Raw genomic sequence first — 18,593 nt, forward strand, 5'->3', positions numbered from 1 at the left:
TTACCAATGTGTATTATGTTGCTAATATTGCAGAATTTAGCCGCCCCAAGCAACAATGAAAGATATTGCCAAAAAAGTTTTCGAGACCGAGATAGAATCGCTGCAACATGTGGTGGATAATATCGACGATAACTTTACCCGCGCTGTAGAACTGATATTGAATGCCAGCGGCCGGCTGATCATAACGGGCGTAGGTAAATCGGGTATCATCGGCAAGAAGATCGCTGCAACCTTGACCAGTACCGGTACGCCATCATTCTTTCTGCATCCTGGCGAGGCTTTTCACGGCGACTTGGGTATCGTGGGTCAGAACGATCCCGTGTTGATCCTATCCTACTCAGGCGAGACGGACGAGGTACTGCAGCTGATCCCATTCCTTAAATGGAACAAAAATGTGATCATCGGTATGTCGGGCAACCCGGTATCAACCCTGGCTAAACATAGCGACCATCACCTTAATATCCATATCCTGCACGAGGCTTGTCCGCTTAAATTGGCACCAACATCATCTACAACGGCGGCGCTGGTTATGGGGGATGCCCTTGCCGTTGCCTTAATGGAAGCCCGTAAGTTTTTGCACGAGGATTTTGCCCGTTTCCACCCGGGGGGGAGCCTTGGCCGAAAATTGCTGGTAAAGGTTAAAGATCTGATGCGTACCGATAAATTGCCGTTCATACAGCCCGATGCATCGTTCACTGCACTATTGCTTAAAATGTCCGAAGGAAGATTGGGTATGGTGATGGTAGGTAGCGCCGACCGTATAGTCGGTATCGTAACTGATGGTGATCTTAGGCGTGCACTGGTTAAAAATAACAACATCGCCGACCTGCAAGTTGAGGACGTTATGACCACTTCGCCAATCATCGTCGACCCCGAAGAATACATCAACGCGGCCGAACATTTGATGATCGAAAAAAAGATCACCACTTTATTAGTAGGTTCTGCAAACGATATGTCGGTTGTTGGCGTATATCAAATATACACACTTTAACGTATGTGTTTTTGCATCAAATAAAACATATTGTTGTGAAAATTACATATATTTGTTACTACTAATACGAATATCTTAAATGTCTGTCCAAGCAGCTTCGGCTACATCTACCATATTCAACGCACCAAAGCACACCAGTATAGCCGTGATAGGTTTAGGGTACATCGGGCTTCCGCTCGCGGTCGAATTTGCTAAGCAGACCAAGGTTAAGGGTTTTGATATTAAAGAATCGCGCCTTGATGAATTAACGCAAGGTTATGACCGTACCCAGGAGACCGATGCTGCTGATCTTAGGCAAGCCTTACACAATGGCTTGTCCTTTACGTCGGATACTGCCGATATTGCCAACTGCAATATTTATATAGTAGCCGTACCAACACCTACCGATAAGCACAACCGACCGGATCTTGCCTTACTAAAAAAAGCAAGCACCACGGTAGGCACGGTACTTAAGCAGGGCGATGTAGTGATCTACGAATCTACTGTGTACCCGGGTGCTACCGAAGAGGTTTGCGTGCCGATCTTGGAGCAGGTATCGGGACTTAGATTTAATCATGATTTTTTTGCAGGCTACTCGCCCGAGCGTATCAATCCCGGTGATAGGGTGCATACGCTTACAAATATTTTGAAAGTGACATCCGGTTCGACACCGGAGGTAGCTGCGTTCATCGATGATCTTTACCGTCTGATCGTTACAGCAGGTACGCATAAGGCCCCAAGCATTAAGGTAGCCGAAGCCTGTAAGGTGATCGAGAATTCGCAACGGGACATCAACATCGCGTTCGTGAACGAACTGGCCAAGATATTCAATATCATGGGTATAGATACCCATGCTGTGTTAGAAGCTGCGGGTACTAAGTGGAATTTTTTAAAATTCAAACCCGGTTTGGTTGGCGGGCATTGTACCGGGGTTGACCCCTACTATCTGGCCCAAAAAGCACAAGAGGTTGGTTATCATCCAGAAATAATTTTAGCCGGGCGCCGGTTGAATGATGGTATGGGTACTTATGTGGCCCAAGAGGTGATCAAACTGATGATCCGTAAAGATGTGCCGGTAAAAGGCGCCGATATACTGATCTTAGGCTTTACCTTTAAGGAGAATTGCCCGGACGTGCGAAATACCCGTGTGATAGATATAGTTAATGTGCTGGCCGATTATGATACCAATTACCGGATATACGACCCATGGGCCGATCCGGCAGAAGTGGAACTGGAATATGGCATACAAACAACAAGGGATGCCGAGGTGCTTAAAAATAGGTATGATACTATAGTTATAGCTGTAGCGCACCGGGAGTTTTTGGCAGTAGACCTTACAGCGTTGAAGAAAGATCCAAGGTCGGTGATCTACGATCTGAAACGAATATTGGCCCCGGGTTTAGCCGATGGATATTTATAGTAGGGAAAAAAGATCTAAAAACGCTTTTAAGCCGCCATTCTTTTATTTTAATATCATAAAAATACTAATTTTATAGCTTCTAAAAAGCCCCCCGTTTTTTAGAGGCCGAGAGATCAGATAGATCGACATAAATATTGTTTTATCTTTTTTAGGTTGAGCCGGCATTAAGGGTACTGATCCAAACCGGCAAATTATTGCTAATTAAAAAATGATCTACAGGTATACTACTTTTATAAAGGCCATCAACTTATCTATCGACTACACGATACTGAATATCAGTATGGTAATAGCCTATTTGATAGTTGATAAATCTTACATTTTTTGGGCTCAAAATAAAAACTACCTCCCTGTGGTATTGGTTTTTAACCTGATATGGCTTTTGTCGGCCAATATAACCGGCCTTTACGAGCAGGTTTTAAATAAGGACTCCATCAGTACTTACCAAAGCGTATTTAAAACCTATTTGCTTTTTGTTTGCCTTATCTGTTTTACGATCATCATTATCATAGGCCCCGCAGCCTATTCTATCACTCGCGAATACTTATTTTATGCGCTGGCGCTTTTTGGTTTTTTGGTAGGCATATGGAAACTGATCTTCCTGGCCATCAGAAAAAGCGACCGTAATTTGCTGATTGATGGTCGCAATGTGATCATTGTTGGCGCGGGAACGATTGGTCATGATCTTTATCATTATTTCAAAAGCAATCCCGATAAAGGCTATAACGTATTGGGTTTTTTTGACGATGACCCCAAAAAGATAAGTCAAAAAGGAATGTACCTCGGCAATACAGATAACTGCATCGATTACGTGATCACCAACCAGGTAGATGAGATATTTTGCGCCCTGCCCGTATCAAGCTCTGACAAGATAGAGCAACTGATGCTGGACGCCGACAAACACCTTATCCGCTTTAAAATAGTACCTGAATATTATATCGCTTCAAAAAAAGCCATGACGGTACAAAACTTTGATCATATCCCCGTGATCGCGGTAAGGGCCGAACCGTTAGAGAATATGTTGAACAGGATGATGAAACGTCTGTTCGATTTTGGGTTCTCGTGCTTTGTGATCGTATTTATTTTAAGCTGGCTGTATCCTCTCTTAGCTTTGATCATCAAAATGCAATCTCCCGGCCCTGCGTTGTTCGTTCAATTACGATCGGGTAGGGACAACCTGCCGTTCAAATGCTATAAGTTCCGTAGCATGCGTATGAATAATGATTCGGATAAGGTGCAAGCTACCAAAGGCGACAAGCGGGTTACCAAGATCGGCGCTATTATGCGCCGTACAAGTTTGGATGAATTACCGCAGTTCTTTAATGTGCTGATGGGTGAAATGTCTATTGTTGGTCCGCGGCCGCACATGCTTAGCCACACCGAAGAGTACTCTAAACTGATAGACCAATTTATGGTGCGCCATTTTATGAAACCAGGTATCACTGGCTGGGCACAAATAAAAGGCTATCGCGGTGAAACCAAAACCACCAATGATATGATGGAGAGAGTGGAGGCCGATGTTTGGTATCTTGAAAATTGGTCGTTCTTGCTGGATCTGAAAATCATCTTCCTGACCGTTTGGAATGCGGTTAAAGGAGAAGAGAACGCTTTTTAAGCGGCTATTTTCACCCGTTATTATTTTATCTGCCTAACATACAGGCTAAAACGTGTGCAAAGCAAAAATCATTTCGCAATAAGTGTTTTTAATTATATCTTTGCCAACTCAAAATCCTAAAGATGCGGAAGTGGCGTAATTGGTAGCCGCACCAGACTTAGGATCTGGCGCCGCGAGGCGTGGGGGTTCGAGTCCCTTCTTCCGCACTAAAAGAGGCTGTCCCAAAAGGACAGCCTCTTTTATTTGTTAGTTATTAGATGCCTTCTTCCGCACAAATGCCTTTAGGTCTCCGACTCCGGTATCAGCCCAACTTCTCCCGCAACCATTTACGTACGGGCTCATCATACCATTTCAGCGCGGCATAAGCCAGCACCGTTGCGCCGATCAGGATAGCCAAAGCGTAAGGCCAGGCTTGCGCAAGTGTCATGCCCTTGTTATTGCTGATCCAGGCTACGTAGAAATACACGATCGGGTAGTGCACCAAGTAAAGCGGGTACGATAGGTCGCCTAAAAACTTGCATACCTTTTGCTCACGTTGCGACTGTATAACACCACTTGCACCAAGATAGACAATGAGCGGGAACAGGATGATGATACAAACAGAATCGTAAATACCATTCAGCCACATATCGTCGGCACCACCAATACGTGGCATATAAAACACCACGGCGACCAACAGACCGCACCATAAAAATGAATTTTTTATTTGGGCAGGCTTAGCAATGCGCGAGAGCAACAGACCGGCAAAGAATGGATACATCACCCGGGTAAAACCGATACGCATTTGCGGCTGGTTAAGTGTCCATCCACCGCTTACGTCGCCGTTGCTAATAGCCAGTTGAGCGAGTGCAATAGCGGATATAGCAACCAAGACACCTAAAACCGATTTAGAGAACTTACGGATACCGATAGCGTAAAGGATATTAGCAACATACTCAAAGAACAAGGACCATCCCACGCTATTTAATGGGTGCATCTCTTCCCAGCCGCGTATATCAAGCGATAATGGTACCGGCAAGATCGTATAACCTACTATCAATACCAATAACATCTTCCAAAGCGGAACAGTATGAATAAGCGGCCACAAGGTAGAATCGGTAAAATAGAACCCTATGGCGCCCAGGGTCATCCCTAACACCACCATAGGTTGCAAGCGGATGATACGGCGTTTAAAAAACTCGCCGACGGTCATTTTATGCCAGCGGTCGTCATAGGCATAGCCCATCACAAAGCCCGATAGTAAAAAGAAAAAGTCGACCGCGAGGTAACCGTGGTTCACGAATTTATCCAGGTTACCGGTAGAGAATGGTTCGGCAAGGTGAAAGGTTACTACTATAATTGCCGCGACGCCGCGAAGTCCGTCTAAAATGGGGTAATGTGGCTTGGTGGCCAGTTGGGTATTGGTCATTAATAAAAGTAGATATGCGGTTTATAGTTCAAAACTATCCGCAAAATATAAAAAGAATGCGGTTTTTACTTTTAAACTATATAACCTCGTGGCATCGTTACACAGCCTACCGGCGGCCGGATACCGGAACCAGCCCTTGTCGTGCGCCAACATATCAAAACGTCTATCGCAAATTACAGATCAATAACCGGGTGCAGCTTGTTAATAGCTGAACTGGGGAAGAAGAGTTTTTTTAGGTACAGGGTCTTCCCCTATCCCAACACCTCCCGCACATGCTTTTGGATATTAGTGCAGATCCTATCTACCGGCAGATCGTTCGCATCGTAACCGAAGGGGTCCTCTATCTCTTCAGCGATCAATTCCAAACTGGCCAGCACGTATAGTACGAACGCCACCAACGGCACTACCAAATACCCCAAACTGAACGACCAGCCGTAAGGCAGTGTCATCACAAAAAAGAAGATGAATTTTTTGATGAATACGCTGTAAGAGAATGGTATCGGCGTGGTCTTGATCCGCTCGCAGGCACCAATGATATCGGTGAACGATGCGATATCTACACCGATGAGTAACAACTCCTCGCGGGCGATGATGCCGTCGCGGTGTAGTTTATAAATTCGGGCGGTTAACGCGGCCGCTATTTGATTGGGAACATGTTTATCGGGATCGATCTGGACGATGTGATCATCATTTGCGATCCATCGTTCTTCACGCAAGTGCATACGCAGGGCATTAGCATACGTCGGTATTCCCGCTGCAAAGAAAGCACGATCTTGGCCATTCAGTTTGATCGCGTTCAGCTTGATCGCCAGGTTACGGCTGGTGTTGGTTAGCGAACCAAGTATGCGCCTCCCCTCCCACCAGCGATCGTATGCGGTATTAGTTCGGAATACCAATAGCATCGATATCACAAAACTTAAAATGGTATGCACCAGACTGATATTCTTGACATGACTGGTCTCGGCCAACTTAAAAACATTCACCTCCAGGTAAACGATGATGGCCGAGTAAACCATGATAGCCATCATCAGTGGGGCCAACTTGCGAAAGGTATCTGCCCGGTGGATGCGGAATATAAATGTGAACCAGCTTTTAGGATTGTAATCTATCATACCACACAAATATGCTAAATAGCGGGCAGATGGCAAGGCATCTTTTATCAGCGGTGACTTACGTCCTCACAAATTATTTATACAAGGGTTAAGCCTGCTTCGGTAACAATTGTTACTTTTACCACTAATGAAAAAGGTGTTGCTATACTTTATGCTATTCCTGATCGCGGCCGAAGCAACGGAAGTAGATCAGCTGGCTAAGCTGCCTATCCTTTTTCAGCACTTTGCCGAACATCAGGAACGCGATAAAAGTGTAAGCCTGATGCAATTCCTGTCCATGCATTATGGCGGTAACGATCAGGATGATAACGATAATGACCGCGATGAAGCGCTGCCTTTCAAAAAGCTTGATGCGCATCACTCGACCGTCTTGATGATGCCTACCGTCCGTACTATCGCCGTCAATACTTACGGCCAACCCGTTAATATCAATTTAACCGATTATAGTCCGGGCCACATTCCTGATGCTGCCTTGTCTTCCCATTTCCGCCCTCCGCGGGTATAATTTGCCTTTTATTTTCTATCAATTTGTCTGTAAAGACCCGTTGGGGGTCTTGACGTGCATTGGCTTTTTGCTATGCGGTCAACAGGCATTCCCGCAAATTATATTCTGTTAAAATGCTAAATAAGATCATACTGTTCTCTGTAAAGAACAAACTGGTCATCGGCTTATTCATGGCGCTGTGGATCATCTACGGCCTGTTCGAGGTTAGCCGATTGCCAATAGATGCTGTGCCCGATATCACCAACAATCAAGTACAGATCATTACCACCGCCCCTGCCCTTGGCGCGCAGGATGTGGAACGATTGATAACCTTCCCCATAGAGCAGGTGATGAGTAATATACCCGGACTGAAAGAAAGCCGGAGCATGTCGAGATTTGGCCTGTCGCTCATCACCATAGTGTTTGACGACGATGCCGATGTTTACTGGGCGCGCCAACAGGTGACCGAGCGCCTGCAACAGGTAGATATCACCGCAAGTGCAAACAAGCCTGAGCTGGCACCTGTAACTACCGGCCTTGGCGAGATCTATCAGTATGTATTACGCCCCCAACCCGGCTACGAAAGCAAATATAGCCTGGCCGACCTGAGGACCATTCAGGATTGGATCGTGCGCCGTCAGTTATTAGGTACCAAAGGCGTGGCTGATGTAGCTACTTTTGGTGGAGAACTTAAACAGTATGAAGTTGCCGTGAACCCGGCGAGGTTAAGTTCGATGCACCTTACTATCAGCGATGTTTTTAACGCGCTGCACACCAACAATCAAAATACCGGTGGTGCTTACATCGAAAAAGGCCCAACCGTAATGTACATCCGCAGCGAGGGTTTGGCAGGTAATGTTGATGATATTGAAAACATCGTGGTTAAAAATACCGCCAATGGCACACCGGTACTGATCAAACAGATAGCCGATGTGCGCTTAGGGGCGGCAACACGTTATGGTGCCCTCACCTATCATCCTGTTGGCGAAGTAAGCGGGGCGATAGTACTGATGCTGAAAGGCGCCAATTCATCAGAGGTTATTGTTGACGTGAAGCAACGCATTGCCGAGATACAAAAAACCTTGCCGGAAGGATTGGTGATAGACCCTTTCCTGGATCGCACCAAAATGGTTAACAACGCCATTGGTACGGTAGAAAGTAATTTGCTGGAAGGGGCGCTGATCGTAGTGTTTGTTCTAGTGATATTTTTAGGGAATCTGCGTGCCGGTTTGATCGTAGCCTCGGTGATCCCGCTGGCTATGCTGTTCGCCATTATTATGATGAACACCTTTGGCGTGAGCGGTAACCTGATGAGTTTAGGCGCGCTGGATTTTGGACTGATCGTGGATGGCGCGGTGATCATCGTCGAGGCTATCCTGCATCACCTACATTTTTCTAAAAAGTACGCTAACGTAAACGAATTGTCGCAGGATGAGATGAATACCGAGGTGACCGGCTCTGCATCCCGCATGATGAATGCGGCGGTGTTCGGGCAGATCATTATTTTGATCGTTTATCTGCCGATACTTTCACTGTCGGGTATTGAGGGTAAGATGTTCAAACCAATGGCGCAGACCGTTGCTTTTGCTATTTTAGGTGCATTCATCTTATCGCTGACCTATGTCCCCATGATCAGCTCGATGTTCATCAGCAAAAAGCTATCGCATAATCCAAATATCTCGGACAGGGTAATGACCCGTATTGAGAATGGTTATCAAAGCTGGCTTACCAAAGCCTTGCAGTTCAAAAAAACGATGGTGGGCATTGCTTTTGGGCTATTCGCCATTGCGGTATTGCTATTTACCCAAATGGGCGGCGAGTTCATTCCTCAGTTAGAGGAGGGCGATTTTGCGGTGGAGACGCGCTTACTGATAGGAACTAATCTGAGTACGACTATCAACACCGTCGGAAAAATGTCTGATGTGCTTAAACGTAAATTCCCCGAGGTAGAAAAGATAGTGGCAAGGGTGGGCAGCGCCGAAATGCCAACCGACCCGATGCCTATAGAAGGCGGCGACGTGATCATTGTATTAAAAGATAAAAAAGAATGGACCAGCGCAAAGTCGTTTCCGGAGATGGCATCTAAAATGTCGGCTGCTGTGCAGGAGGCTTTGCCGGGCGTTACCACCAGTTTTCAATATCCTGTGCAGATGCGATTTAATGAGTTAATGACGGGGGCCAAGCAAGATGTTGTCTGCAAGATCTTTGGCGAGGACCTCAACCAGTTAGCCCGCTACGCCGAGCAGATCGGCGCGATCAGTAACACCGTAGACGGCACCGCCGACCTGTACGTAGAAAAAGTGACCGGCATGCCCCAAGTGGTGATAAAATATAACCGTGCCGAAATAGCTAAATACGGATTGAATATAGACGAGGTGAACCGCACTGTTAACGCAGCCTTTGCAGGCGCTGCGGCGGGCAAAGTTTATGAGGGCGAAAAAAGCTTCGACCTGGTAGTACGTGTAGGCAGCGAAGGCCGTCGTAATTTGAGCGACGTGCAGAATCTGCTGATATCTACCCCGGGCGGTTCGCAGATACCGCTATATCAAGTAGCCAAAGTAGAAGAAATAGAAGGCCCCAATCAGATCCAGCGCGAGAATGCCAAACGACGTATCACCGTTGGATTTAACGTGCGCGGACGGGATGTACAATCGATCGTTGAGGAATTGCAGCAAAAGATCACCAGCAAGGTTAAGCTTGCTCCGGGCTATTACATTACTTACGGTGGCGCATTCGAGAATTTGCAACAAGCAAAAAAAAGATTGGGTATTGCAGTGCCGGTGGCCTTGGTGCTCATTTTTGTGATGCTGTATTTCGCATTCTCATCTGTTAAAGAGGGGGCGCTTATCTACACCGCTATACCGCTATCGGCCATTGGCGGCGTATTCGCGCTGGCTATGCGGGGGATGCCGTTTAGCATCTCCGCCGGGGTAGGCTTTATCGCGCTGTTCGGCGTGGCGGTACTGAATGGTATCGTATTGATATCCGAATTTAACAGGATCAAGGCCGAAGGTAAAATAACCGACGCTTTGCAATTGGTAAAAGAAGGTACCCGAAACCGTTTACGTCCGGTATTGATGACGGCGGCCGTAGCATCATTAGGTTTTTTGCCGATGGCTTTAAGCAACGGAGCCGGTGCTGAAGTACAGCGTCCGCTGGCTACCGTAGTGATCGGTGGCTTGATCACAGCTACCTTCCTTACGCTGTTTGTACTGCCGGCTTTGTATCTGTTATTCAATTCAAAAAGCAAGCCTAAAGGCGACGTTCCTGCAGGTGCGACAACCACCGTTGTGATATTAATAGCGCTGATGATGTTCGCACCAACAGCCAAAGCGCAGCAAACCGTAAAAGTGAGCGATGCTATACAGATCGCCCTTAAACATAACCTGCAAGTGCAAAGTGCGGAACTGAATGAAGGCGCGGAACGCATCCGTCAAAAAACATCGTTCGATATCGCTAAAACGCAATTGTCTGCCGATTACGGGCAGGTCAACAGTATTTCTAATGATACCAAGTTCGGGGTGACCCAATCGTTCAGTTTCCCAACGGTTTACAGCAACCAAAAGAAAGCGTTGCAAGCTAATTATCTATCAGCCCAGGCCAATGCACGGCTAACGCAGCAAGAGATCAAAGCCGAGGTTCGCCGTTTGTATTATCAGATACTTTGGTTGGGCGAGAAGAAAAAACTGCTGAATTATGCGGATAGTATTTACACGTTGTTCGAGAAAAAGACATCCCTACGATTTAAGGTGGGTGAAGCCAATATCTTGGAGCAGGCTACCGCACAAACGCATCATCAGCAAATAGCCAACCAGCGCAATATGTTACAGGCAGATGAAGAGATCGCTTTACGGCAGTTCAATGTGATCCTGCATGATAGCGTAAACTATGTTCCAACGATGGATAGTTTACGTATCGCTGTAAAAGCTGCTCAATATCAAAATAGCGCGGCGGATCAATTACCGCAGGTGCAATTTTACAACCATCAGGCTGATGGCGCCAAATGGCGCTGGAAGACCGAGCGGGCCAAGCTATTACCCGACTTTTTTGCAGGCTATGCCAATCAAAGCTTAGTAGGCTCGCAGCTGATCAATGGCAGGGACGCTTATTTTGGCGCGGGGCGGAGGTTCAACTACGTGAGTGCAGGTATCAGTATCCCAATATTCTCGGGCGCGCAATCTGCACGGGCATCAGCTGCCAAGATAGAATGGCAAATGGCGCAGAAACGTACAGATATGGCGGTGATCCAATTGCAAACCGAAATGCAGAATGCCCTGCAACAGGTGAACAAATATGCCGTCAGCCTGAACTATTATGAAAATCAGGGCAATAAGAACGCCAACCTGATCATCTCCACTGCTGATAAACAATTTGGCGTTGGCGATATCAACTACCTGCAATGGGTGATCCTGGTGGATCAGGCGATCAGCATCAAGAGCGAATACCTGGAAACACTGAATAACTACAACCAGGCAGCTATCCAACTACAACAATTGAACAACCAATAAAGCACACATCCCATGAAACGATATATATTCCCTTGTTTGCTCATTGCCGCGCTGGCCACAGCTTGCGGTAGTAAACAACCGGCACAGGACCAAAAAGAAGAAGCCCCGGCGGATACCACCCTGGTAACCCTTACCCCCACCCAATTAAAGAACGCCGGCATTGAGGTAGGCAAAGCCGCCTCAGGACAAGTTAGCGGCATATTGAAATTGCAAGGTAGCATAGACGTACCACCGCAAAGTACGGTGAGCGTTAGCTTCCCTTTGGGAGGCTACCTCAAACGCACCGAATTATTGCCTGGTGTACACGTGCGTAAGGGCGAGGTATTGGGCGTATTAGAGGATATGCAGTTCATCCAGATACAGCAGGATTACTTATCGGCACGGGAAAAAGAACTGTTTGCCGAAAAAGAATACAAACGCCAGCAGGAACTGAACGCCGCCAAAGCCAGCAGTGATAAGGTGACCGAGCAGGCCAAGGTAGAGATGGAGACCCAAAAGATCAACATGCGATCGTTAGCTCAAAAGTTGGAGCTGATCGGCATCAATCCAAATCGATTGAATGCAGGCAATATCTCTAAAAGTGTCAACATCCTATCGCCGATAGATGGCTTTGTGTCAAAGGTGAATGTCAATATCGGCAAATATACCTCACCGACGGATGTGCTTTTTGAATTGGTTAACCCCAAGGATATTCACTTAGCGTTGGACGTATTCGAGAAGGATGTGAACCAGTTGGCCGTCGGTCAAAAGGTGATCACATATACCACAGATAAACCTGAGAAAAAATACGAGGCCGAGATCATTCTCATTAGCAAAAACCTGAACGAGGACCGTATGGCCAACGTGCATTGCCACTTTGAGCAGTTCGACGCGACGCTATTGCCGGGCATGTTCATGAACGCTGAGGTGGAAGTAAAGAACGCGACCGGGTTGACCGTAAAAGAAGAAGCCGTAGTGCGCTGGCAAAACCTGCACTACGTTTTTGTGAGCAAAGGCAACAATACTTTTAAAATGACACCCGTAACCCTGGGCAACACGAACGGTGGGATGCAACATATATCGTCGCCGGGTATAGATACACAAACCCCTATCGTAACCAAAAATGCTTATGCGCTGCTAATGAAGTTAAAGAATAGTGCTGAAGAGGACTGACCTTTCAGATCAAGCGTGACAAGTTTAAATACCGTAAGCCTAAGCCTGGCTTGCGGTGTTTTTATTTTGACGGCATTTGTCCGAGCAATACTTCACTTCATCCCAAACCTTTTCCCATTTTTTACGCCAAGTGAAAGGCCTGCCACAAACCAGGCAGATCTTTTGCGGCAGATCGTGCTTTTTAACCCCTTTCATTTTTCCATTGCTTTTTTAACGTGGCATAAAGATCGTTGGCCTCCGCAGCTTTCCATCTTTCGTAAAATATTTGAGCAGACGCTGCTTTTTCAGGGTCGCCCGTACCACGATCTAATTGTTGGTAGTTTTGCTCTTTATCAAACTTTTTGCCGCCTTTGTAATTAGCATAACGGCGGGCGCGGGTGTAGCCCATCTGCAAATACTTTCGGGCCATATCGGCACCTACAAAGTCATTAGCTTCAAGATATCCGTTAAACATCTCAAATATTTTTTGGCTGCTCTCCCTGGCAATATCTTGCGTTCTGAACCGCCAGTGCCGGCCTATTTCGCTTTTATAAGGTTCGCAGATCAGTACGCCTTGCTCGCCTTTGCCTACCAAGTAAAGTTCGGGGTGGGCGCGGTAGTCTATATCCGGTTTCCAGGGATAATCGTCTTTATCAAAGTTGAGATAGCTTGGGCCGCGTTGCATAGCAATGCAACAAACGATCTTGCGATCTGCTTGCGCAATTATTTTTCAGTGCTGTGGTCTTTATGTACCGTGATCTTTAACACCTCCGAAGCGCACGGCTTAGCCCGTAAAAAAGCCACCCGCTGCTCGCCGGTGTAACTACCATTGATCCAAGTCTTAATATCATTTCGTTCTAAAATAGCGGGCATGCGGTCGTGTACTTCGGCCATCGCCTGGTTAGGCGGCATAGTGATCATGGTAAAAGTTGGTAGCAATACGTTGGTTTTTATATCTATCCAAACATCCCAAAGGCCCGCAATGTAAAACGGCTGCCCATCGGCCCGCTCCACCCGATAGGTCTTCTGGTGTTCTTTATTGTATTCAAAAAAAGCCTGTATCCGCACCACGCAATGCTTACGGCCGATCAGGTCTTTCCAAAGCGGCACTAAAAATAAAGACTCGATACGGGCATGTTTATTTTTGCTGTGGATCTTATCGTCATCCAAGGATAGTAACCCCCAACGGAATTGCTGTACCTTATCCGGCATGGCATCCGTTACCACGGGCAGCATAGAGCCGGGGTTACCGCCGCCGCTATTTTTGGGTGTGTAAGAACCACCATCGCGGGTAATTATCTTAATATCTTTTTGTTCGCCTATCTCAACGTGTCCGCACATATTACACTTAACGAAAAACTAATTTATTTGGTATTTAGAAATTTTCATAACGCTCATTTGGTCACTACGATCTCCCGCCAATTGGTGGTATATTGCTTGCTCAGATAGTCCTGTTTCATTTTCCAGGTCTTATCAAAGCCTTCGGCAGCTAAGCGCAAAGTGCCCCTGCCGTATCGATCGTTCAGCGAGTCCATCAACTCGGACAAGTTTTGCTGACGGCTGTTCTCGTGCCCGACGAACATATTATATTGTACCTCGCCCGCCGGGATGATGCCTGTTGCACGGACGCCCGTCTTTAAATAATTATAACCAGGTTGCCAAATAGCGCGGAGGGCCTGCACACAAACCCTCGTCAGTTCATGCGTACTATTAGCAGCAAAAGGGACTTTCACCGTAATGCTGGGGTAATACTGATCGTGCTTCACATTATGCTTATTGGTCCGCAGGTAAATGGTGAGGTTTAGCGCCATACTTTTTTGCTGACGAAGTTTCAGCGCCACTGTCGACGCATGCATAGCTACTGCTTCTTCCACTTTTTCCAATTCGGTTTGATAAGTGTTAAAGCTTTGACTGCTTTCTATCCCTTTCGACCGCTCGGCCACATCACGCACTACATTGCAAGGGATCCCCCAAAGCTCCTGATGCAAGCGCCAGCCTTGTATCGTCATATGTTGGCGCACAAAGTCGGGTCTTAACTCACGGAATTGTTGGGCTGTAGTTATCCCAAATTCTGTCAGTTTATGATAATATGCATGCCCAATTCCCCAGACATCTTCTATTGGGAAATCCACCATCACTTCGTCTATCTTTTTAGTATCGTCCAATACAAGGTATCCCCGCTTCTTTTTCTTAGCTGCTTTATTGGCCAGTTTAGCTAAAGCCATGGTAGGCCCCACTCCAATAGTGATCGGCAAGCCAGTATCGCGCATAACGTTATGACTGATCATTGCGGTATATCTGTCAAGGCCCATCTCTATCAACCCTCCCATTGCCATAAAAGCTTCATCAATACTGTAAACCATTAGTGTGGGTGTGTAACGGGCCAGGTTGTTCATCAGGCGGGCACTCATATCGGCATACAAAGCATAGTTACTGCTAAAAATAACGGCGTTACTTTCTTCCAATCGTTCGCGCACCATAAATTCCGCATCGGCCATTTTTATGCCTATGGCCTTAGCCTCGTTGCTGCGGGCTATTACACAACCATCGTTATTGCTTAACACCACCACCACCCTCCCCTCAAATTCGGGGCGGAACAGGCGTTCGCAGCTTACATAACAATTATTGATATCAACATGCGCAAACATAAGCATACCTCCCTACCCGTTGTAGCGGGTGGATCAAGGGGTTAAGCGCAACGGTTACCACTCCCCAGCACCTCCAATCTTCATTATTTTCTACGATCACGCTATCAGCCGGCAGATCGGCCTTTAATACCAACCTACCGCTTTCGGGGGCATATTCGCGGGTGTAAAATTCTCCTTCGTGATAAAATACAACAATAGATCCCGCTATCGGCGTTAATGACCGGTCTATCACCAAAACATGATCTTTCAATATGCAATGCCCCCGCATGGCATCAGTACCCATGCGCATATAGAACGTGTTGTCCGGGTCCATCACAATAATGTCGGTTACATCCAACTCGGGCTCCTCATGCGTGAGCATGGGTAGCCTAAACCCTAATACATCTCTTTTTTCGCGGTGTGTTTTTGATCGCAGCATCCTTCAGCGTCCCCTCTTAATAGCAAGCTCAAAGTTAAAAGATCTATAATAATTTACTAATATTTTTAGTACAATATTATCAACGCCTATCGTCAAAGAATAGTGGTTGCTATAGACTATCGGTTTAAATAAATTTATTTGTAATTAACTACCTTTATACCCACTATTTAAGGATATGAACAAAACCAGTTTATTAAGCTGCGATCAATTGCTTGATATTTTTTCGTCATCGCATATTGCTACGGCCATTTATACTACTGATGACCTTATTATTGAAGCTGTTACCGATGCCATGCTGGCGTTTTGGGGTAAAGGCCGCGAGGTTGTTGGCCTGCCATTGCGCCAAGCCATTCCCGAACTGGTGGGGCAACCATTTATTGATCAAATGCGAAATGCCTTGGCGAGTGGGGTGACTTACAAGTCGACCGACACACCGGCGCAATTATTGATCGATGGCGAGTTGAGCACTTTTTATTACGATTATGAATACCGCCCTATCCGTAATGCTGATGGGGATATTTACTGCCTGATCCATTATGCAACGGATGTTACCGACCGCGTAATAGGTCAGCAAGCGATCTTGCTTGAACGCGAGAGCCGCCAAAAATGGGAGCGCGAGCAAGAACTGAACGAAGAGCTGGCCGCCAGCAACGAAGAACTGGCATCGGCCAACGAGGAACTCGCTGCTACTAACGAGGAATTATTCCAGACCCAGCAACAACTTAACGATCTGAATAATGACCTGGAAGCCCGGGTTGCCGAACGGACGCAAGATCTGGAAGAAAGTGAAAGCCGCTTGCGTTACATGATAGACGATGCCCCGGTCGCTATAGCTATTTTTAATGGGCGCGATCTGGTCATCGAAGCGGCTAACCAGTACATGCTCCGCATTTGGGGGAAAAATACTGAGGTGATCGGTAAACCACTTTTACAAGCTAACCCTGAATTAGAAGGTCAGTCATTTATCCCTTTAATGCTTGATGTTTTTGACACCGGCGAAGCTTTTGAGGGAAAGGAAGTGAAAGGGCTAATGGATCATCACGGGGAGCTAAGGGAAATATTCACCAACTTTACTTATAAGCCACTTAAAGACGAGAACGGTAAGGTATATAGCCTAATGGTAGTTGCACACGAAGTTACCGAACAGGTGTTGGCCCGCAGGGCAGTAGAGGCAGCCAGATACAGGTTAGAAGCCATGGTGACCACTACCCCTGTAGCGATGACCATTTTGCACGGCCGAGACCTGATCATTGAGCAGGCCAACGCCGCGATGTACCAGATCTGGCAACGCGATGCCGGCATGACGTTAGGTAAAAAACTGGTAGATGTATTCCCTGAGTTGATAGGACAGCCATTCCCGGATCTGCTTGCCAATGTTTTTGATACCGGCAAACCGGTATCTTTCCCTGAATTACCCGTTACCATTGGCTTAACCGATGGTACATCTAAAGAGATCTTCGTTAATTTCTCTTACGATCCGATCTTTACCAAAGCCGGCGAGGTAGAATCTATCCTGGCATCGGTGATAGATGTTACCGCATCGGTAACAGCCCGCCGGGAGTTGGAACTTAGCGAACAGCAACTACAGGCATCGACCGAAGAGTTGGCAGCTGCTAACGAAGAGCTGACCGCCATTAATGAAGAAATGGTAGCCTCTAACGAGGAACTGATCAGCACACAAGATCACCTGCATGCCACTATCGAAATGCTGAATGATAGCCAGGAGCGCTTTAGCTTCCTGCTTAATTCTATCCCGCAACAGGTGTGGACCGCCGATACTGAAGGCGCGATAGATTACGTAAACGATATTGTTTGCGACGACTTTGGCTTTGAGATGAATGAGATCATTGGTCAGGGTTGGCAAAACTTTATTCACCCTGATGACCTGCCTAAGGCTTTGGAAAAATGGGTACAGGCCTTAAACACCGGGACCGAATACGTAGTTGAATTCAGGCTGAGATTTGCCGATGGCGTTTACCACTGGCACCTGGCCCGCGCCAAACCATTGGTAGAGAACGACAAGATACAGCTGTGGATAGGTACCAATACCAACATCGAACTGCAAAAGAACAACGAGCAAAAAAAGGACGAGTTCCTTTCTATTGCCAGTCACGAGTTGAAGACGCCGCTTACCAGTATTAAGGCATTCAATCAATTGATACGTCGTGGCACTATACCGGATACATTGGCCGGCTTCGCGCAAAAATCGGCCGATCACATTCAACGGCTGGAAAAGCTGATAGCCGACCTGCTTGATGTTACTAAAATGAACAGCGGCAAACTGGAATACACCATGCAGCCTTTCAGTTTTAAAAAGATGCTGACGGATAGCGTAGAGAACATACAGCATTTCTCAGGTACTCACCAGATCATTCTGCAAAACGCGGTCGACCTGGAATTCACAGGCGACCATTTCCGTTTGGAGCAAGTGCTGAATAACTTCCTGACCAATGCCGTAAAATACTCGCCAAAAGGCGAACGTGTGATCATCGACAGTCAGGTCAACGATAACGAGATCATTGTATCGGTACAGGATTTCGGCATCGGGATATCGCAGTCACACATCGATAAATTATTCGATCGTTATTACCGGGTAGACAATACTTCGATGCGTTTTGAAGGGTTGGGCTTAGGCCTGTTCATCTCATCCGAGATATTGAAACGCCACCAGGGACGTGTTTGGATAGAGAGCGAGCCGGACAAAGGGTCCACCTTCTATTTCAGCCTACCGATAGTCCAAGCCGAGCATGGGGGAGCGCAAATGGATCTGTCGGTAAAAGGTATAGACATTGCCGTTAATGAAAATAACTAAGCCGATGGCCGCCCGAAAAGGGTGGCCATTTTTATTTGATATATTTCTTTCTCAGTAAAATTAGTTGACA

The 18,593-nt window shown here is 46.7% G+C and carries 14 protein-coding genes and 1 tRNA gene; 8 read left to right on the top strand and 7 right to left on the bottom strand.

Going from position 1 to position 18,593, the window contains the following annotated elements; translation table 11 throughout:
- The first annotated feature begins 55 nt into the window (after positions 1–55).
- The 4 genes from IRJ16_RS12225 to IRJ16_RS12240 all read left to right on the top strand — a co-directional run bounded on the left by IRJ16_RS12225 (position 56) and on the right by IRJ16_RS12240 (position 4,208).
- Positions 56–991, top strand: a complete 936-nt coding sequence (locus IRJ16_RS12225) for a KpsF/GutQ family sugar-phosphate isomerase (protein WP_194111865.1) — start codon at positions 56–58, stop codon at positions 989–991.
- 79 nt (positions 992–1,070) lie between these two features.
- The gene (locus tag IRJ16_RS12230; protein WP_194111866.1) at positions 1,071–2,390 is read left to right on the top strand and encodes a nucleotide sugar dehydrogenase; all 1,320 of its coding nucleotides are present in this window, start codon (positions 1,071–1,073) and stop codon (positions 2,388–2,390) included.
- Between the two features lie 208 nt (positions 2,391–2,598).
- Positions 2,599–4,002, top strand: coding sequence for an undecaprenyl-phosphate glucose phosphotransferase (locus IRJ16_RS12235; RefSeq protein ID WP_194111867.1), 1,404 nt, complete (start codon positions 2,599–2,601; stop codon positions 4,000–4,002).
- A gap of 124 nt (positions 4,003–4,126) precedes the next feature.
- Positions 4,127–4,208 (top strand) — tRNA-Leu (locus IRJ16_RS12240).
- Between the two features lie 95 nt (positions 4,209–4,303).
- Here IRJ16_RS12240 and IRJ16_RS12245 read toward each other — a convergent pair.
- Together IRJ16_RS12245 and IRJ16_RS12250 are read right to left on the bottom strand one after the other, a co-directional pair.
- Positions 4,304–5,410 (bottom strand): acyltransferase family protein, encoded by a 1,107-nt coding sequence (locus IRJ16_RS12245; protein WP_194111868.1) that lies wholly within the window; start codon positions 5,408–5,410, stop codon positions 4,304–4,306.
- 251 nt (positions 5,411–5,661) lie between these two features.
- Positions 5,662–6,522 carry a bestrophin family protein gene (locus tag IRJ16_RS12250; protein ID WP_194111869.1) on the bottom strand — a complete coding sequence of 287 codons (861 nt, stop codon included), beginning with the start codon at positions 6,520–6,522 and terminating at the stop codon, positions 5,662–5,664.
- A gap of 127 nt (positions 6,523–6,649) precedes the next feature.
- Here IRJ16_RS12250 and IRJ16_RS12255 point away from each other — a divergent pair, with 127 nt between their 5' ends.
- The 3 genes from IRJ16_RS12255 to IRJ16_RS12265 all read left to right on the top strand — a co-directional run bounded on the left by IRJ16_RS12255 (position 6,650) and on the right by IRJ16_RS12265 (position 12,666).
- Positions 6,650–7,027 carry a hypothetical protein gene (locus tag IRJ16_RS12255; RefSeq protein ID WP_194111870.1) on the top strand — a complete coding sequence of 126 codons (378 nt, stop codon included), beginning with the start codon at positions 6,650–6,652 and terminating at the stop codon, positions 7,025–7,027.
- Between the two features lie 113 nt (positions 7,028–7,140).
- On the top strand, positions 7,141–11,514 hold the full coding sequence (locus IRJ16_RS12260) for a CusA/CzcA family heavy metal efflux RND transporter (protein WP_194111871.1): 4,374 nt from the start codon (positions 7,141–7,143) through the stop codon (positions 11,512–11,514).
- Positions 11,515–11,526: 12 nt separating this feature from the next.
- A complete protein-coding gene (locus tag IRJ16_RS12265) occupies positions 11,527–12,666 on the top strand; it encodes an efflux RND transporter periplasmic adaptor subunit (RefSeq protein ID WP_194111872.1) in 1,140 nt (379 codons plus the stop codon).
- 39 nt (positions 12,667–12,705) lie between these two features.
- On the opposite strand, the gene IRJ16_RS12270 is transcribed toward IRJ16_RS12265, so the two are convergent.
- Genes IRJ16_RS12270 through IRJ16_RS12290 form a run of 5 tightly spaced genes read right to left on the bottom strand, consistent with a single transcriptional unit; the run spans position 12,706 to position 15,654 of the window.
- Positions 12,706–12,861 (bottom strand): DUF2256 domain-containing protein, encoded by a 156-nt coding sequence (locus IRJ16_RS12270; RefSeq protein WP_194111873.1) that lies wholly within the window; start codon positions 12,859–12,861, stop codon positions 12,706–12,708.
- Entirely contained in the window at positions 12,848–13,330 is a 483-nt protein-coding gene (locus IRJ16_RS12275; RefSeq protein ID WP_194111874.1) for a DUF4385 domain-containing protein, read from the bottom strand. Before IRJ16_RS12275 ends, IRJ16_RS12270 begins: the two co-directional genes overlap by 14 nt.
- Positions 13,331–13,368: 38 nt before the next feature.
- Entirely contained in the window at positions 13,369–13,986 is a 618-nt protein-coding gene (locus IRJ16_RS12280; protein ID WP_194111875.1) for an SOS response-associated peptidase family protein, read from the bottom strand.
- 53 nt (positions 13,987–14,039) lie between these two features.
- Positions 14,040–15,293, bottom strand: coding sequence for a Y-family DNA polymerase (locus IRJ16_RS12285; RefSeq protein ID WP_194111876.1), 1,254 nt, complete (start codon positions 15,291–15,293; stop codon positions 14,040–14,042).
- Positions 15,277–15,654, bottom strand: coding sequence for a LexA family protein (locus IRJ16_RS12290; RefSeq protein ID WP_194111877.1), 378 nt, complete (start codon positions 15,652–15,654; stop codon positions 15,277–15,279). The genes IRJ16_RS12285 and IRJ16_RS12290 overlap by 17 nt, the downstream gene beginning before the upstream one ends.
- Before the next feature lie 232 nt (positions 15,655–15,886).
- Between IRJ16_RS12290 and IRJ16_RS12295 the strand changes: the two genes are divergently transcribed.
- Positions 15,887–18,523 (top strand): PAS domain-containing protein, encoded by a 2,637-nt coding sequence (locus IRJ16_RS12295; RefSeq protein WP_194111878.1) that lies wholly within the window; start codon positions 15,887–15,889, stop codon positions 18,521–18,523.
- Positions 18,524–18,593 lie beyond the last annotated feature (70 nt).

This window comes from Mucilaginibacter myungsuensis (assembly GCF_015222005.1).
Lineage (GTDB): Bacteria > Bacteroidota > Bacteroidia > Sphingobacteriales > Sphingobacteriaceae > Mucilaginibacter > Mucilaginibacter myungsuensis.

Coding starts and splice junctions, on each gene's coding strand:
- IRJ16_RS12275 (WP_194111874.1), bottom strand. CDS start 13,330: ATGCAACGCGGCCCAAGCTATCTCAACTTTGATAAAGACGATTATCCC.
- IRJ16_RS12290 (WP_194111877.1), bottom strand. CDS start 15,654: ATGCTCACGCATGAGGAGCCCGAGTTGGATGTAACCGACATTATTGTG.
- IRJ16_RS12230 (WP_194111866.1), top strand. CDS start 1,071: ATGTCTGTCCAAGCAGCTTCGGCTACATCTACCATATTCAACGCACCA.
- IRJ16_RS12255 (WP_194111870.1), top strand. CDS start 6,650: ATGAAAAAGGTGTTGCTATACTTTATGCTATTCCTGATCGCGGCCGAA.
- IRJ16_RS12245 (WP_194111868.1), bottom strand. CDS start 5,410: ATGACCAATACCCAACTGGCCACCAAGCCACATTACCCCATTTTAGAC.
- IRJ16_RS12295 (WP_194111878.1), top strand. CDS start 15,887: ATGAACAAAACCAGTTTATTAAGCTGCGATCAATTGCTTGATATTTTT.
- IRJ16_RS12265 (WP_194111872.1), top strand. CDS start 11,527: ATGAAACGATATATATTCCCTTGTTTGCTCATTGCCGCGCTGGCCACA.
- IRJ16_RS12250 (WP_194111869.1), bottom strand. CDS start 6,522: ATGATAGATTACAATCCTAAAAGCTGGTTCACATTTATATTCCGCATC.
- IRJ16_RS12285 (WP_194111876.1), bottom strand. CDS start 15,293: ATGTTTGCGCATGTTGATATCAATAATTGTTATGTAAGCTGCGAACGC.
- IRJ16_RS12225 (WP_194111865.1), top strand. CDS start 56: ATGAAAGATATTGCCAAAAAAGTTTTCGAGACCGAGATAGAATCGCTG.
- IRJ16_RS12235 (WP_194111867.1), top strand. CDS start 2,599: ATGATCTACAGGTATACTACTTTTATAAAGGCCATCAACTTATCTATC.
- IRJ16_RS12270 (WP_194111873.1), bottom strand. CDS start 12,861: ATGAAAGGGGTTAAAAAGCACGATCTGCCGCAAAAGATCTGCCTGGTT.
- IRJ16_RS12260 (WP_194111871.1), top strand. CDS start 7,141: ATGCTAAATAAGATCATACTGTTCTCTGTAAAGAACAAACTGGTCATC.
- IRJ16_RS12280 (WP_194111875.1), bottom strand. CDS start 13,986: ATGTGCGGACACGTTGAGATAGGCGAACAAAAAGATATTAAGATAATT.